Below are 15,645 nucleotides of genomic sequence, written 5' to 3'. Positions count from 1 at the left end.
CGTGTCAACCCGCCGCTTCGATCGACTCCGGTTGCGCTAGGTGCGGCGAGCTGCCGAGATCCCGCAGTCCGACGTGGCCCAAGGCGTCGGGGTCGGGTACTCGACGGTGGTGCGATGGGAGCTGGGCAGCTCGGGTTCTGACCAGGAGTACAGGAGAAGCTGCCGGGCCCCGCGCGGGTGCTTGGGCTGCCGCTCAGCGAACTCTTCCCCGCGACGGCCCGGCTGCCCGAAATCTGCGCCGGGCGGTCCGGATCATGGGACGATGCCGGTATGAACCGACTGGCTAACGAGCAGTCGCCCTACCTACTCCAGCACGCTTCCAATCCGGTGGATTGGTGGCCATGGGGAGAGGAGGCGATGAATGAAGCTAAGCGGCGGGACGTGCCCATCCTCTTGAGTGTGGGCTATGCGTCCTGCCACTTATGCTTCTACGAATTCACTGGTGCCATGTGATGGCCCACGAGTCCTTCGAGGACGAGGTGACCGCGGCCCAGGTCAACGCGCACTTCGTCGCCGTCAAGGTCGACCGCGAGGAGCGGCCCGACGTCGACGCCGTCTATATGGAGGCCGTGCAGGCGGCGACCGGCCAGGGTGGCTGGCCGATGACCGTCTTCCTCACCCCGGACGCGGAGCCCTTCTACTTCGGTACGTACTTCCCGCCCGAGGCCCGGCACGGCATGCCCTCCTTCGGCGACGTCCTCGACGGGGTGTCCCGGGCCTGGACCGAGCGGCGCGACGAGGTCGGCGAGGTCGCCGGGAAGATCGTCAAGGACCTGTCGTCCCGCTCGCTCGCCTACGGCGGCGACGGTGTGCCCGGCGAGGAGGAGCTGGCCCAGGCCCTGCTCGGCCTGGTCCGCGAGTACGACAGCCGCAGCGGCGGGTTCGGCGGTGCGCCCAAGTTCCCGCCGTCGATGGCGCTGGAGTTCCTGCTCCGCCACCACGCCCGTACGGGAGCGGAGGGCGCGCTGCAGATGGCCGCCGACACGTGCGAGGCGATGGCCAGGGGCGGGATCTACGACCAGCTCGCCGGCGGCTTCGCCCGCTACTCCGTGGATCGGGACTGGGTGGTTCCGCACTTCGAGAAGATGCTCTACGACAACGCCCTGCTCTGCCGGGTGTACGCCCATCTGTGGCGGACCACCGGCAGCGACCTGGCCCGGCGGGTCGCGCTGGAGACGGCCGACTTCATGGTCAGGGAACTGCGCACCCCCGAGGGCGGTTTCGCCTCCGCGCTCGACGCCGACAGTGACGACGGGAGCGGGAAGCACGTCGAAGGGGCGTACTACGTCTGGACGCCGGCGCAGCTGACCGCAGTGCTCGGCGAGGAGGACGGCGAGTACGCCGCGCGGTACTACGGGGTGACGATCGAGGGCACCTTCGAGGAGGGCGCCTCCGTGCTCCAGCTCCCGCAGGACGCGGGGGTCGCCGACGCGGAGAGGATCCTCTCGATCAAGGAGCGGCTGCTCGCCGCCCGCGACGGGCGGGAGCGCCCGGGGCGCGACGACAAGATCGTCGCCGCCTGGAACGGCCTCGCGATCGCGGCGCTCGCCGAGACCGGCGCCTTCTTCGACCGGCCCGATCTCGTCGAGCGCGCCACCGAGGCCGCCGACCTGCTCGTACGGCTCCACATGGGTGAGGGCGCCCGGCTCTCCCGCACCTCCAAGGACGGCCGCGCCGGGACGAACGCGGGTGTCCTGGAGGACTACGCCGATGTCGCCGAGGGCTTCCTCGCTCTTGCGGGGGTGACCGGCGAGGGCGTCTGGCTGGAGTTCGCGGGCTTCCTCCTCGACATCGTGCTCGACCAGTTCGTCGCCGAGGGCGGCGCGCTCTACGACACCGCCCATGACGCCGAGGCCCTGATCCGCCGCCCCCAGGACCCCACCGACAACGCGGCCCCGTCCGGCTGGACGGCCGCCGCGGGCGCCCTCCTGTCGTACGCCGCGCACACCGGTTCCGCGGCCCACCGCACCGCCGCCGAGGGCGCGCTCGGCGTGGTCAAGGCGCTCGGTCCGCGCGCGCCCCGGTTCATCGGCTGGGGGCTCGCCACGGCGGAGGCCCTGCTCGACGGGCCGCGCGAGATCGCGGTGGTCGGCGGTCCCGGCGACGAGGACCTGGCCCGGTCGCTGCACCGCACCGCGCTGCTCGGCCCGGCGCCCGGCGCCGTGGTCGCCTTCGGCGCCCCGGACAGCGAGGAGTTCCCGCTGCTCAAGGACCGCCCGCTGGTGGGCGGGGGCGCGGCCGCGTACGTCTGCCGGCACTTCACCTGCGACGCGCCGACGACGGACCCGGCCGATCTGGCCCGCTCGCTCGCCCGCTAGACCCTGCGGCTAGAGGCAGACGAGAGAGGTGCCTCCGGTCGGCCGGTAGTCGCCCAGGCCCAGGGGGATGGTGCTCGTCGAGGTGGGGCGGGCCGCCGGCAGCGGCCGGTCGGAGCGCAGCGCCTCGAACACCTCTGCCGCGTGCTCCTCGTCCACGGCGAGGGAGGATCCGACGCCCTCGATGGTGGGGTTGAAGTGGCTGATCGGTACGGTCGCGAACTCCATGTCGGACGTACGGAGGTGGCCGAGGCGGGCGGCGAGCCGGACCATCTCCGGTACGGAGAAGGAACGTTCCGCCGACGGCGCTGCGGCCCGCAGGGTGGTGGCGATGTGCCACAGCCGGACCGGGTCGTGGCGCAGGCTGTTCCTGACCGTCCGCCAGGTGTTGAGCACGAACTTCTGCTGCTTCAGGACGCGCCCGAAGTCCATCTTCCCGTCGCGCCGTGACCGTACGTACTGCAGCGCCTCGCCGCCCCGGACCCGCTTCGTCCCCGGGGCCAGGTCGATCCCGGTGACCGGGTCCTTGAGCGGGTCCTTGGTGCAGATCGGCACCCCGCCGTCGACCCGGTCGACGCCGTCGACGAAGTGCCGGAAGTCGATCTCCAGGTACCGGTGGACGGGTGTTCCCGTCATCCGCTCGACGGCCTCGATCGTGAACGAGGGTCCGCCTTCCGAGTGGGCCGCGTTGATCTTCGCCAGGTGCGGTCCGTGCTTCCTGCCCGACCGCTGGTCGACGTGCGGATCGGGGAACTTCGTGAGCGAGTCCCTGGGCATGCTGACCACGCTGACCCGGTCGCGCGCGGCGGAGACGTGCACCAGCATCATCGCGTCGGTGCAGTCGCAGCCCTTGCCGCCGGCCTTGAACCGCTTCAGCTCGTCGGCGGTCAGCCCCGCCCGGCTGTCCACCCCGACCAGCAGGATGTTGAGACCGTCCGGCGGGGACGGCAGGGCGGGTGCGGCCCCGGCGAGCGCACCGGAGCCGAGGACGACGAAGAGCGCCGAGACGAGCGCGATCCGGCGTGGACGGGAGGAGCTGACGGTCTTCACGGGCTCACCACCGAGGTGCGGGGACGGATTGCCCCGCACCGTAAGTCGCACGTCGTCGCACACAGGTTCGCGACGCGACATGGTCCGGTCGAATCACTCTCCTGCGGGCACTGTGTAATGATGCGGGAACCGCCGTGGAGGGGAGGGAAGATGGCAGCCGATCCCGGGAAATGGGAGCGGATGGCCTTCATTCCGAAGAGCCGTTATGTGGCCGACCCGCCACCTGTCGACCGGGGGCCCTTCCCCGTCTATTCCTCGCTGGTCCAGCAGTGGGCGCTGGCCGGGCGGACCGTCCCCGGCATGCCGGACCGCGAGTGGGAGCGGCTGGTCGCGATGCCCGTCTGGCCGCGCTGACCCCCGCCGAAGCCTCCGCCGTCCGCGCCCCGGTGGGGCTCAATGGAGTGAATGCGGCGCTGCCTGCGATAAGCCGGTTTCCTTTTCCGGGCATGGTCGTTGTGATGTGTGCGGCGGAGGCCGGGGGCTGCATTGCACCGGCGATTCGCGAAATCCGCGAAATTCCGTCCGCCGCGGAAAGGACCTAAGAAAATGAAGTGCAAGAAGGCCGCGGTCGTCGTCGCCGGACTGTTCATGGCCCTGGGTGCGGCCACCCCCGCGATGGCGGACGCCGACGCGTACGGCGCGGCCATCGGCTCGCCGGGTGTCCTCTCGGGCAACCTCGTCCAGGTCCCGGTCCACGTGCCGATCAACGTCTGCGGCAACTCCGTGAACGTCATCGGCGCCCTGAACCCGGCTGCCTTCAACACCTGCGTCAACGCCTGACGTACCCCCAGGGCCGGCCTCCGGAGCTTCCTTCGACGCTCCGGAGGCCGGCCCTTCGTCATGCCCGCGCGGCCGGCTTCCGCTCCTCGCCGGTACGGGGACGGGTCACCGTGCCGCGGGCCGTGGCCCGCAGCCGCTGCCGCACCCCGCGCACGAGCCGGCCGGCCGTGTAGCCCGCGCCGAACACGAACCGCATCGACGGACCGTACGAAGGAGCCGTGAGGAGTCCCGCGAGGAACAGGCCCGGCCAGGACGACTCGAAGCGCGCCCCCACCTCGGGCGCCCCGCCGGCGCCCACCGTGCGCAGCGCACCCCGGAGCGCGGGCGAGAGCACCCCGGCCCGGTCCAGGCTCGGGGTGAACCCGGTCGCGGCGACGACGTGGTCGGTGGTCAGGACCTCGCGACCCGAGGGCCCCGACACCTCCAGCCGCAGCCGCTCGTCGCCTGTCGGCTCCGCCGCCACGACATGCGTCCCGAGGCGTACGTCGGTCACGGCGGCGAACCGTTCGCGCAGCCACCAGGCGCCCGCGGGGCCGAGGGCCGAGTCGAAGATCCGCTCACGGGTGGGCGCGGGCAGGCGCCGGAAGAGCCCGGGGGTGTCCGCGTACAGCCGGTTGTGCCAGCCGCAGCCGAGGCCCGTGTGCGGGGCGCGCAGCGACGGCCAGAGGCCGCGGTCGAGGGCCGGCGGGAGGGTGTTCCAGTGCAGTCGGTCCGAGCGGGCCAGGATCCGGGCGCGGGCGCCCTGTTCGGTGAGGATCGCCGCCGTCTCCAGGGCCGCCTGGCCGGCGCCGACGACGGTGACGTCCCGCCCGGCGAAGCCGTCGAGCTCGCCGTGGTGGCTGCTGTGGGTGACGTACGCGCGCGGAAGTCCGCGCAGCGGGCCGGGGATCTCCATGAACGGCAGGACACCGACGGCCAGCGCCACCGTCCGCGTACGGAGCGTCTCGCCGTCCTCCGCGACCACCTCGAAGCCGGCCGAGCGCGGGGCGACCGACGCGATCAGGCGTTCGTCGAGCGCCGGGACCGCTTGGCGGGCGAACCAGTCGCCGTAGTCGGCGAAGAAGCCGACCGGCAGCGGGACGCCGTGCTCGGCGCGGACCCCCCGGGTCGTCGCGTAGGCGTCGAGCCCGTACGCGCCGCGCGGGTCGGAGAGATGGGAGGCCCAGGGCTCGGACTTCAGGAACATCCCCGAGGGCATGGCGTGCCACGACTCCATCGGGCGCCCGAAGGTCCGGCAGTTCAGGCCGTGGGCCGCCGCGTGGGCGGCCACCGAGAGCCCGTAGGGTCCGGCTCCCACAATCACCAGGTCGTACATGGTGCCTTCCGTTGTCATCGTCGGATCATGCGGTCGGAGGCGGAGCGGGCCGTCGGCTGCGACGGCACGTCCGGCGCCTTCCGTTGCGGGCCCGGCGCGAGAATCCGGCGCAGCGCCACCAGGCCCTTGCGCAGGACGTGGACGAGCCAGGTCCCGGCCATCGCGAGCGCAGGCGCCAGGTCGTCGGCGGCGAACCAGGCGGTCTCCGTCCGCCCGCGCGGGCCGTCCGCGCGCCGACGGCCGGGCGAGGTGAGCACGGACAGCGCCGCGTAGTTCTCGACCACGAACCGGCGGCCGTACGCGGGGGAGTGCGCCGGGACCGTACGGCCCGTCAGGTCCAGGTGCATCGCGCGGACGACGTCGAGCCCGTCGGGGTCGGCGAAGAGCCGGAACTGCGCGCCGGGCCGCGGATTGAAGTCGAGCAGGTGGTACGCGCCCGTCGCCCGGTCGAGCCGGAAGTCCAGGTCGAAGACGCCCCGGTAGCCGAGCGCGGCGAGCAGTTCGCGCGCCGTCCGCTCGACCGCCGGGTTGGCCGTCCAGCGCCCGACCGCGGTGAGCCCCGCCCCCTCCGGCCACGAACGCTCCTTGCGCCCGGCGGCCCCGGCCGCGACGCGCCCGGTGGCGTCGGCGTATCCGTGGAAGAACCAGTCAAGTTCGCGGCCCGGCGGCAGCAGGCGCTGGAGCAGCAGCCGGCTGCCCGCCTCGGGCGTCCGGGTGTACAGCGACCGGACCTCGGGGAGCGACCGCACGATCGAGGTGCTGCGCAGCCCGCTGCCCGGCGGGAGCAGCCAGGGGCGGCTCCACTTGGCGACCACGGGCAGTCCGAGCGTCCACGCCATGGCCGCGGCCTCGTCGGCGCTCTCCGGGAGTTCGGTCGGCGGGTGGGGCAGCGACAGGGCGCGGCAGGTCTCGGCGAGCTCGGCCTTGTCGGCCACCCGGGCAAGCCGGTCCGCCGACTGGTCGGGCAGCAGGTAGCGGTCCGCCAGCTCGGCGCGGTGCTCGGCCAGGGCGAGGGCGCCCAGATCGTCGAGGGGGACCAGGAGCGCGGGGGTCGCCAGGTCGGCGGAGAGGCGGAGCAGGAGGTCGGCCAGGGCGGCGGGGAGGGCGGACGGGGAGCGGGGCGCGGGACGGGTGTGGACGGACCGGACGTAGCGGGAGCGGGCGGCGGGGCTGGTCCGGGACTCCAGGACCGCGTGGACCGGGACACCGGCTCTGCCCAGGGAGCGCGCGGCGCCGAGCGTGCCGTGGTGGAAGGGATTCCGGTCGAGTCGCACGAGGACTGCGGGGACACGGGTGTCAAAACTCGGCACGGCTTTCCTTCGTCTCGGGTGCCCCAACTGGGCGATGAAATACACCAATGGACTACTGATCAGATCGGCGCGGAGTTCACGGTCGGCTTATTAGGAATACTTTCTGAGAATCCGACTGACGGACCATCAAGCGGCGTGATGTGCGAAGGAGCGGCCATGACAAATCGGAAGCGGAAGGTGTCGAGTGTGTGGTTGGGGGTGTTCACCGCAGGTCTCCTCGCCTCAGGTTCCGTCGTGCTGTCCTCGCCCGCCCACGCCGCCGAATCCGTAACGACACGAGACCCCGAACCGACTCTCTCCACCGCACTGGGCGCGTTCCTCGAATCGGGGCCGCACGGCGTCAACCGGATCGGCCAGCTGGAGCGCTGGCTCGGCGGCCGGGAACTCCGGGTCGGCCACACCTACCTCCCCGGCGACCTCTGGTCGAACATCGAGAGCCCCCCGGGCTTCCTGGACGCCTGGGCCAAGTGGCGCAACGAGCAGGCAGACCGGCTGTTCGTCCTGAACGTACCGATGTTGGAGCGGAACGAAGCCGGGGTCTCCGACTACGAGGTGCGCCGGCAGCTCCAGCTCGGCGCGTCGGGGTACTACGACCACCACTTCAAGAAACTGGCCGAGCGGCTCGTCGCACTGAAGGCCACGGACACCGTCATCGTCCTCGGCTGGGAGATGAACGGGACGACGTACACCCACCGGTGCGCGCCGGATCCCACGGCGTGGAAGAAGTACTGGACGCGGATCGTCACGGCGATGCGCTCCGTACCGGGGCAGCAGTTCCGGTTCGACTTCAATCCGAGCCGGGGCACGGACGCCATTCCGTGGACGCAGTGCTATCCGGGTGACGACGTGGTCGACATCATCGGAATGGACTCGTACGACCAGCCGCCGGGGTCGAGTTTCGACCAGCACGTGAGCGAGCCGTACGGGCTGCAGAAGCAGGTGGATTTCGCGGCCGAGCACGGCAAGGAGATCTCGTACCCGGAATGGGGTCTCTTCCGGAACGGCGACAATCCCGAGTACATGCGGCGCATGCTCGAATGGATGGCCGAACACCAGCCGCTGTACCACACGATCACGGACTACTGCCCGCACGGCGTCTGGCAGTGCGACGACAACCCGCGTTCGTCGCAGGTCTTCCGGCAGATGCTGTCGGGTGCGGAGCCGGAGGTCCCCGAGGTTCCGGAGGTGCCTGAGGTTCCAGAGGAGCCGGAGGTACCTGAGGTGCCTGAGGTGCCCGAGGTGCCTGAGGTGCCTGAGGTCCCGGAGGTGCCTGAGTTCCCGGAGGCACCCGAAGTACCGGAGGTGCCTGAGGTTCCCGAGGTGCCGGAAGTCCCCGAGGTGCCCGCGGAGCCCGAGGTTCCGACGATCCCTGTACCCAAGCCGGAACCGAAGCCCGAGCAGCCTGAGCCCAAGCCCGAGCAGCCGGAACCGAAGCCCGAGCAGCCGGAACCGAAGCCCGAGCAGCCGGAACCGAAGCCCGAGCCGAAGCCGGAACCGAAGCCGGAACCCAAGCCCGAGCCCAAGCCGGAACCCAAGCCCGAGCCCAAGCCCGAGCCGAAGCCGGAACCCAAGCCCGAGCCCAAGCCCGAGCCGAAGCCGGAACCCAAGCCCGAGCCGAAGCCTGAGCCCAAGCCCGAGCCCAAGCCGGAACCCAAGCCTCAGCCCGCGCCCGAGGAGGCCTGCTGGACCCTGAACCTCGGTTCGTGGGTGGAGAGCTGGACCGGCGGCAAGGTCTGCGTCCCCAAGGTCGACATGAACTGGAAGGACGAGGTCGAGGCGGAGGTCAACGACGCCTGGGAGGACGTCCTGGACAGCGACAGCTGGCCCTTCTGACGTCCACCCCCACCCGCACGGCGGCGGAGGAGATCATCCTCCGCCGCCGTCGGCGCGTCCCGGCAGCAGTGTCGACAGCCGTCCCGGCAGCCGCTCCCGCAGCCGCCCGAGCGCCTGCCCGACCCAGGCCCGCTCCCGCGCCTGCCGGGCCGCCCAGCGCCTGCCGTCCGCCGCGCCCGCGCGCAGCCACAGCAGCGGGGCCGTACCGCCGCCGGCCAGCATCAGCCGCTGGTTGCGCACGGTCTCCGGCCGCCAGTGCTGCTTGTACGGCTCCGTGCCGCGCAGCATGCTCAGCGTCGCCCGCCCGCTCGCGCTGGTCTCGCGGGCCCCGTGCCGCAGCAGCATCGTCGCCACGTCCACCTTCCGCTCGCGCAGCAGGGGATCGACGCCGTACAGATAGCCGCCCGCGAGGCGCGGCGACATCAGCGTGAGGTCGGCCGCCACGACGTCTCCGTCGAGCCGGAACTCCGTCACCCGCGCGTCCCCGTGCCCGACCATCGGCCGCACGGCCCGGGCCAGGTGCTGGGCGAACCGGTCGCTGGTGTGCTCGACGGTCACGCCCCGGCCCCGCCACTGGAGCTGATGCAGCTTCAGCAGGCGCTCCAGCGCGTCCGGCACCTCCTCCTCGGGCACGATCCGCTCGTCGATGCCGAGCGCGTCCAGTTTCCGCAGCTTCGCCCGCACCCGCTGGGCCCTGCTCGACGGGATCCGTTCCAGGAGGGCGTCCATGGGCACGGCGGGCAGCTCCAGGCAGAGCGAGTCGGGCAGTCGCCGCCTCGGCCCCCGCCAGCGGGCGAAGACCTGCTCGGCCGCCGCCCCCGGCCGGACCTCGCGCAGATCGATCACCGCGCCCCGCGCCGCCCTGGCCAGCGCCCCGGCCAGCGCGGGCGCCGCCTCGGGGCACGCGTCGTCGAGCAGCACGTCCGTGAAGTCGGTGATCGCACCGCCGAGCTGGGTGAGGACGGGGAGCGGACCCCGGGCGCGCATCAGGGGCGCCGCCGCGACCAGTTCGCCGTCCGCACGGCGTACGAGCACCACCCGCAGCGCGCCCGGGGTGCCGTACGACACCCACCAGGAGTGCAGCCAGGAGTGCGACTGGAACGGGGTGGCCGTGGAGCAGCGGGCGTACAGCGACGCCCACCGCTCGGCGAGCCGCCCGAACTCCGCGCCGTCCCGACAGACCTCCGCCCGCAGCCCTCTGCCCGGGACGCCGGCCCCCGTCACACCGCCTCCCGTTCCGGCTGCGGCTGCTGCTGGGCCGCCGTCGGGCCGGGCACGGCGGCCGTGGCCGTGGCCTGCCGGGAGTGCCGGGCGTCCGTGCGCGCCGCGCGCTGCGGCCGTACGAGCAGGGCGAGGCCGCCGAGGAGGCCGCCCGCGCAGCCGCCGACCAGCGCGGAGAGCGGGGCGGACGGTGAGACGGGCGCCACGGGCTTGGTGGCGCGGGAGAACTGCACGACCTTCACGCCCGTGCTGCCCGACACGTGCGTGCTGTTGGTGACCAGGGCGCGGGCCACGCCGTCCGCCATGGAGACGGCCTTGGCGGGGGTGGCGGAGCGCGCGGTGATGGAGATCATCGGCGCGTCGGGGGAGGTCGCCGCCTGCACGCTCGCGCGCAGGGTCGCCGCGGAGACGCCCGCCCACACCTGCGCGTCGCCGGTCACCGCGATGTCGGTGGCGACCCGCCCGTACGCCTGGGCGAAGCCGAGCGCGGCGGCCGGGTCGGACTTCTCGCCCGGAACCACGATCACATAGCTGGTGGCCGCGTACTGCGGGGCCTTCACGACGCCGTAGCCCGCGCCGAGGGCCGCGCCGAGCAGTACGGACGCGGGCAGCACCAGGAGGCGGCGGGGGGTGCGCAGGGCGGCGGCGGTGAACCGGGCGCGGCGGGGACTCGGGGGACTCATCGGGGACTTCGGTGACATCGGTGGACTCACTTCGGGAGGGGAGGGGTGCCGTGGACGGCCTGTTCGTAGAGGGACAGCAACTGCTGTGCGCTGTGCGCGATGTCGTAGCGGCGCGCGGCGGCGGGCTGCGGCAGCCGGGCGAGCCGCGCGTCGCGGATGCCGCGCAGCGCGGAGACGAGTTCGGGTACGGACCGGCCGACGCGCCGGGCCCCCGGGGCCTCGTCCGGCGCCAGGTCGTCGACGGCCGGGCAGGCCACGTACAGCGCCGGGAGACCGGCGGCAAGCGCCTCGACGACCGCGAGGCCGAAGGTCTCGTCGGGGGATGTGGAGACGGCGACGTCCATCGCCGCGAGCAGCGACGGCAGGTCGGGTCCGGCCGAGTCCGCCGGCGGCGGGTCCTCGCAGGCGCCCGTGAGCAGCACCCGGTCGGCGGCCCCGAGCTCACGGGCGAGCGCCGTGAGCCGCGCGCGCTCGGGGCCCTCGCCGACGAGCAGCAGCCGCGCCTCCGGCAGCTCGGCCACCGCCCGTACGAGCCGGTCGAAGCGCTTGCCGGGCGCGAGCCGGCCGACCCCGCCGACGACGAACGCGTCCTCCGGCAGGTCGAGCAGCTTCCGTGTCATGCGGCGCGCGTCCGCGTCGAAGCCGAAGCGCGCCCGGTCGATGCCGTTCGGCACGACCTCGATCCGGGCGCTCGGCACCCCCCAGGCGGCCAGCCGGCGGGCGACGCTCGGCGAGACGGCGACCGTGGTCGTGCCGAGCCGTTCGGTCGCCAGGTAGAGCGCGCGGGTGCCGGCGGAGAGCGGGCGGCCCTCGATCTGCGTGTCGCCGAGGGAGTGCTCGGTCGCCAGGACCGTACGGACCCCGCCGAGCCGTGCGGCGAGCCTGCCGTAGACGCACGCCCGGTACAGGTGCGTGTGGACGAGGTCGTACCCGCCCCGCCGGACGATCCCCGCCAGCCGGGGCAGCGCGCCCAGGTCCCGGTTGCCGGCCATGCCGAGGTGGGTGACCGGCACCCCGTCGGACTCGATGCCGCGGGCCACCGGGCCCGGGTTGGTGAGGGTGACGACCTCGCTGTCCACCGGCAGGTGTCGCAGCATCAGCCGCAGCTGCTGCTCGGCGCCGCCGATGCCGAGACCGGTGATGATGTGCAGGACCTTCATGACGTCTCCTGGAGGGCGGCGCGCCCGAGATCGGCCGGGTGGCGGCGGCGCAGCGGGTGGAGCAGCCGCTTGGCGGTGAGCCGCCACGGGGTGTCCTGTTCGCCGATGTGGACGCGGGGCAGCGCGTGCGCGCAGGTCAGCGGGCCGGGGTCGATGGCGCACCCGTACCGGTAGCCGGCCTCCCGTACAGCCCTGACCGCACGCTCGTCGACGTCTCCGTACGGGTAGCAGAAGCCGTCCACCGGCGTTCCCGTGATCTCCCGCAGGAGCTCCCGGCTGCGCGCGGTCTCCCGGGTGAGGGCCGCCGCGTCCAGGGTGGGCAGCGAGACGTGCCGCAGGCCGTGCGAACCGATCTCCATGCCCGCCTGGGCCACCCGCAGGATCCCGTCCTCCGACAGCAGCGGCTTGCGCGGCCCGTCGCCGTCCCAGGCGTTCTCGCCGCCGATCCGGCCGGGCAGGACGTACACGGTGGCGGTGAAGCCGTGCCGGCGCAGCAGCGGCAGCGCCGAGTCGACGAAGTCGGCGTACCCGTCGTCGAAGGTGAGCCCGACGAGCCCCTTCGCGCGCCCCTCGGCGCGCGCGGCGAGCAGCTCGCGCACGGAGACCCCGCGCAGCCCCCGGTCGCGCAGCCAGTGCAGCTGCCGGGCGAACCGCACGGGCGAGACGGTCACCCGGTACGGGTCATCCGCGTTGTCGGCGATCGAGTGGTACATCACCACCCACGGTGGTGTCCTGGGCAGCAGTCGACGGATCGCGGCGGTGGGGGGCGCCGTGGCAGCGGGCATGGGCGAGCCTTCGTGATGCGGTGCGGGTGAGGGGTGGGATGTCCGGCGCACGGGCGGCGCAGGCGAGGAAGAGCAGGAAGACGGCGACGCAGACCCCGCTCGCTACGGTCACGGAGAGCACCGCGTGGGCGATCAGGGCCGAGGCGAGCCAGCCCGCGGCGGTGGCCCAGGCGGCGGCGGTCGCGAGCCGCAGCAGGCCCTCGCCGAGGTAGCGGACCCGGACCGGGATGGCCTGGCGGTGCGCGCCGCGCAGCATGAGCACCGCGGTCAGGGTGATCCCGAGGGCGTTGGCGGCGGCGATGCCGACGGCGCCCCACCACCCGGCGCAGACGACCCCGGCGACGGCGGTCAGGGCGAGCCCGGCGGCCATGGCGGCGGCCGGGTACCAGAGCGGGCGGGCCGCGGAGAAGTAGCAGCGCACCAGCGTGCCGACGGTGGTCTGGCCGAGCAGCCCGAGGGCGTACACGCGCATCACGGCGGCGGTCGCGTCGGTGTCGCCTCGGTCGAAGGCGCCGCGCTGGAAGAGGACTTCGACGATCTGCGGGGCGGCGGCGATCACGATCGAGGTGCCGATGAGGACGACGACGGCGGCGAGCAGCAGGTCGCGCTCGACGCGGCGCCGGGCGCCGTCCGTGTCGCCCGCCGCCATGGCGCGGGCGACGACGGGGAAGCTGACCGTGCACAGCATCAGCGAGAGGATCATCGGCATCTGCGCGACCTTCTGCGCGTAGTTCAGATGCGAGATGGCCCCGGAGGGGAGCGGCGAGGCGAGGAAGCGCTCGATGAGGATCTGCGACTGGCGGGAGACCGTGAAGGCGATGACGGGGGCGATGAGCCCGAGCATCAGGAGCCGTCCGTCGCCGCCCGCGCGCTCGCCCCGCGGCAGCGCCTGCCGGCCGCGCAACTCCCGGATCAGGTACGGCGCCTGGACCGCCACCATCAGCGCCCCGCCGACGGCGACGCCGGCCGCCGCCGCCCGTACGCCGAAGGGTTCGCGGAGCACCACGATCGTGCCGATGATGCCGACGTTGTACGCGACGTAGATGGCGGCCGGCGGCAGGAACGAGCCGTGGGCGCGCAGGGCGGCGGAGCAGTACCCGGCGAGCGCGAAGGTCAGCACACAGGTCGCGGTCAGCCGGGTGCAGTCGACCGCGAGCTGCGGGTCGGGCAGGCCCGGCGCGAGCGCGGCCACGAGCAGCGGCGCGGCGAGGACCAGGACCCCGGCGAGCGCGGACATGGCGAGCACGAGCCGGGGCAGCGTGGACCGTACGAGCGCACGGACGGCGCCGCCCCTGCGGGTCAGGGCGCGGCTGAACGCGGGCACGAGGATGAGCGCCATCGCGTCCTCGATGAGCAGCGTCGACGCGAACTCGGGCACGGTCCAGGCGACCAGGAACGCGTCGGTCTCGGCCCCGGCGCCGAAGTAGTGCGCGAGGCTCTGGTCCCGTACGAGTCCGAGCAGGGCCCCGGCGGCCGTCAGCCCCGCGGTCACGGCCGCGGCCCGCCGCAGGAACCCGCCGCCCCCGGCGGCCTTCGGCGCGGCGTGCCGGGCCCGCTCGGGCGGGCGCGACGGCGCGGGGGGAGCGGTGGTCGACACCGCGGCAGCGGTCGTCGAGGCGGGGGCGGCGGCCACGCGCGAGGGGCCGTCGCCGCGCAGGCCGCGCGGCCGCCAGTCCTCCGGGTACGTCACGGCGGGCGGCAGCGGCCCGGCGGTCCCGGCGACCGGGGCGAGCCCCGCACCGCCGTGCGGGACCTGGGCCGTCGTGCCCGCCCAGCGCCGGACGCCCGGGGACCACGGGTCCGCCCAGACGGGCGTACCGGGCTCCCCGGGCGTCTCCGGAGGCGGCACCCGGTCCGTGGACTCGGGCTCACCGCCCCACGGATCACGCACGTTTCACCTCCGCCGGCGACCACCAGGCCGCGAGCCCGAGCACCACCGACATCAGGACCGTCGAAGGCCCACCGATGTCCGCGTAGAAGAAGTCGATGAGCTGCCACGACAGCAGCCCGATCGCGATCAGGCCCATCCGCCGCACCGCGCCCACGAGCAGCGCCAGCCAGCTCCCCGCGAGCGCAAGGAGCCCGATGAGGCCCTGCTCGCTCAGCACGAGCAGGTACATGTTGTGCGGGGAGAGCAGCGGCTGCTTGCGGAACGCCGCACCGGCCCCCGCCGTGTCACTGCCCGAGGACAGCGCGAGCGAGGCGTGCGAGTCGCGGTACGCGGGGAAGCCCTTCAGCCCCACCCCCGTCAGCGGATCCGACGCCCACATCCGCCCCGCCGCCGCCCACATCGTGTACCGGTCGGTCACCGACTGGTCCGGCGCGCCCGCCACCTGCGTGATGCTGGCGACCCGCTCCTTCACCATCGCCGAGCCCACCCCGAGTCCGCCGACCAGGACCACCCCGAGCGCGCCCACGACGAGCGCCACCCGCCCGGCCCGTCGCAGCCCCGACACCGCCAGCTGGATCGCCAGTGCCAGCACCGTCGCGATCCACGCGCCCCGGCTGAACGACAGGACCAGCGGCAGGAAGAGCAGACCGGCGCAGACCAGGGCCACGGTCCTGGCCCGCCCCCGCCCGCTCCCCAGCGCGATCCCGACGACGACGACCAGGCCGTACGAGACGACGGTCGCCATGCCCATCACGTCCGTCGGCCCGAACGTCCCGACCGCCCGGATGTCCTCGCCCTGGTACGACGCGCCCGTCCCGGTCAGGTACTGGGTGACCCCGACCGCGCCCTGCAGCAGCGCCAGACCGACCAGCGCCCACGCGACCACCGCGAAGTCCCGGCGGTCGCGGATCATCAGGAGCACGGCCGCCGGCACGAGCACGAAGATCTGCACGTACCGGGCCACGCCCGGCAGGCTCGCCGCCGGGTCGCCCGACGTGATCGCCGCCAGGCAGATCCCGCACACCGGCAGCCCGAGCACCACCGCCGCCGCACGGCTCAACGGCCGCGCCCCGGACCGCAGCACGCGCACCAGGCAGACCAGCACGAGCAGCCCGGACGCCGCGTCCGCGATCGTCCCCGTCCCGCCCGTGCCGCCCTCCGCGCCGCCCCCGCCGGGGACGAGCAGCAGCGCGATCACGGCGAGCACCGGAGAGAGCGCCCAGACCCGGCGCGCCCAGTCCCGTACCTCGGTGGTCCCGGCCGCCGCCGGCAGCACCCCGGGCATCGCCGCCGTCGTCATCA

The 15,645-nt window shown here is 73.7% G+C and carries 11 protein-coding genes and 2 pseudogenes; 4 read left to right on the top strand and 9 right to left on the bottom strand.

Annotated elements, in window-relative coordinates; genetic code table 11:
• The first annotated feature begins 270 nt into the window (after positions 1–270).
• Positions 271–2,318, top strand: a pseudogene (locus ACF09C_RS24375) (thioredoxin domain-containing protein).
• Positions 2,319–2,327: 9 nt separating this feature from the next.
• Here ACF09C_RS24375 and ACF09C_RS24370 read toward each other — a convergent pair.
• The gene (locus tag ACF09C_RS24370) at positions 2,328–3,365 is read right to left on the bottom strand and encodes an LCP family protein (RefSeq protein WP_392094207.1); all 1,038 of its coding nucleotides are present in this window, start codon (positions 3,363–3,365) and stop codon (positions 2,328–2,330) included.
• Between the two features lie 150 nt (positions 3,366–3,515).
• Between ACF09C_RS24370 and ACF09C_RS24365 the strand changes: the two genes are divergently transcribed.
• Both ACF09C_RS24365 and ACF09C_RS24360 read left to right on the top strand, forming a co-directional pair.
• On the top strand, positions 3,516–3,719 hold the full coding sequence (locus ACF09C_RS24365) for a hypothetical protein (protein ID WP_315896413.1): 204 nt from the start codon (positions 3,516–3,518) through the stop codon (positions 3,717–3,719).
• Between the two features lie 192 nt (positions 3,720–3,911).
• Positions 3,912–4,145 (top strand): chaplin, encoded by a 234-nt coding sequence (locus ACF09C_RS24360; protein WP_392094205.1) that lies wholly within the window; start codon positions 3,912–3,914, stop codon positions 4,143–4,145.
• Between the two features lie 58 nt (positions 4,146–4,203).
• Here ACF09C_RS24360 and ACF09C_RS24355 read toward each other — a convergent pair whose 3' ends face one another.
• Positions 4,204–5,478, bottom strand: coding sequence for an FAD-dependent oxidoreductase (locus ACF09C_RS24355; RefSeq protein WP_392094204.1), 1,275 nt, complete (start codon positions 5,476–5,478; stop codon positions 4,204–4,206).
• A complete protein-coding gene (locus tag ACF09C_RS24350; protein ID WP_392094203.1) occupies positions 5,475–6,770 on the bottom strand; it encodes an ATP-grasp domain-containing protein in 1,296 nt (431 codons plus the stop codon). The genes ACF09C_RS24355 and ACF09C_RS24350 overlap by 4 nt, the downstream gene beginning before the upstream one ends.
• Positions 6,771–6,926: 156 nt before the next feature.
• On the opposite strand from ACF09C_RS24350, the pseudogene ACF09C_RS24345 reads away from it, so the two are divergent.
• A pseudogene (locus ACF09C_RS24345) lies at positions 6,927–7,925 on the top strand (glycoside hydrolase family 26 protein); the annotation flags it as partial.
• 711 nt (positions 7,926–8,636) lie between these two features.
• Here the strand turns inward: ACF09C_RS24345 and ACF09C_RS24340 are convergent.
• The 6 genes from ACF09C_RS24340 to ACF09C_RS24315 form a co-directional block, all read right to left on the bottom strand.
• Entirely contained in the window at positions 8,637–9,827 is a 1,191-nt protein-coding gene (locus ACF09C_RS24340) for a GNAT family N-acetyltransferase (RefSeq protein ID WP_392094202.1), read from the bottom strand.
• A complete protein-coding gene (locus ACF09C_RS24335; protein ID WP_392094200.1) occupies positions 9,824–10,507 on the bottom strand; it encodes a lipopolysaccharide biosynthesis protein in 684 nt (227 codons plus the stop codon). The genes ACF09C_RS24340 and ACF09C_RS24335 overlap by 4 nt, the downstream gene beginning before the upstream one ends.
• A gap of 26 nt (positions 10,508–10,533) precedes the next feature.
• On the bottom strand, positions 10,534–11,667 hold the full coding sequence (locus ACF09C_RS24330; RefSeq protein WP_392094198.1) for a glycosyltransferase: 1,134 nt from the start codon (positions 11,665–11,667) through the stop codon (positions 10,534–10,536).
• Complete coding sequence (locus tag ACF09C_RS24325) at positions 11,664–12,452, bottom strand: polysaccharide deacetylase family protein (RefSeq protein WP_392094197.1); 789 nt, start codon at positions 12,450–12,452, stop codon at positions 11,664–11,666. The genes ACF09C_RS24330 and ACF09C_RS24325 overlap by 4 nt, the downstream gene beginning before the upstream one ends.
• Positions 12,349–14,085 (bottom strand): lipid II flippase MurJ, encoded by a 1,737-nt coding sequence (locus ACF09C_RS24320; RefSeq protein ID WP_392094370.1) that lies wholly within the window; start codon positions 14,083–14,085, stop codon positions 12,349–12,351. Before ACF09C_RS24320 ends, ACF09C_RS24325 begins: the two co-directional genes overlap by 104 nt.
• 250 nt (positions 14,086–14,335) lie before the next feature.
• Positions 14,336–15,643 carry an O-antigen ligase family protein gene (locus tag ACF09C_RS24315; protein WP_392094196.1) on the bottom strand — a complete coding sequence of 436 codons (1,308 nt, stop codon included), beginning with the start codon at positions 15,641–15,643 and terminating at the stop codon, positions 14,336–14,338.
• Positions 15,644–15,645 lie beyond the last annotated feature (2 nt).

It is taken from the genome of Streptomyces sp. NPDC014870, assembly GCF_043081505.1.
Taxonomy (GTDB): Bacteria; Actinomycetota; Actinomycetes; order Streptomycetales; family Streptomycetaceae; genus Streptomyces.
Note: the sequence above shows the minus strand (reverse complement) of the source record. Positions and strands in the feature narration are given on the sequence as shown.

Bases quoted from the DNA above. Each gene is read 5' to 3' on its own strand.
- ACF09C_RS24365 (WP_315896413.1), top strand. From the start codon at position 3,516: ATGGCAGCCGATCCCGGGAAATGGGAGCGGATGGCCTTCATTCCGAAG.
- ACF09C_RS24360 (WP_392094205.1), top strand. From the start codon at position 3,912: ATGAAGTGCAAGAAGGCCGCGGTCGTCGTCGCCGGACTGTTCATGGCC.
- ACF09C_RS24355 (WP_392094204.1), bottom strand. From the start codon at position 5,478: ATGACAACGGAAGGCACCATGTACGACCTGGTGATTGTGGGAGCCGGA.
- ACF09C_RS24335 (WP_392094200.1), bottom strand. From the start codon at position 10,507: ATGAGTCCCCCGAGTCCCCGCCGCGCCCGGTTCACCGCCGCCGCCCTG.
- ACF09C_RS24330 (WP_392094198.1), bottom strand. From the start codon at position 11,667: ATGAAGGTCCTGCACATCATCACCGGTCTCGGCATCGGCGGCGCCGAG.
- ACF09C_RS24325 (WP_392094197.1), bottom strand. From the start codon at position 12,452: ATGCCCGCTGCCACGGCGCCCCCCACCGCCGCGATCCGTCGACTGCTG.
- ACF09C_RS24315 (WP_392094196.1), bottom strand. From the start codon at position 15,643: ATGACGACGGCGGCGATGCCCGGGGTGCTGCCGGCGGCGGCCGGGACC.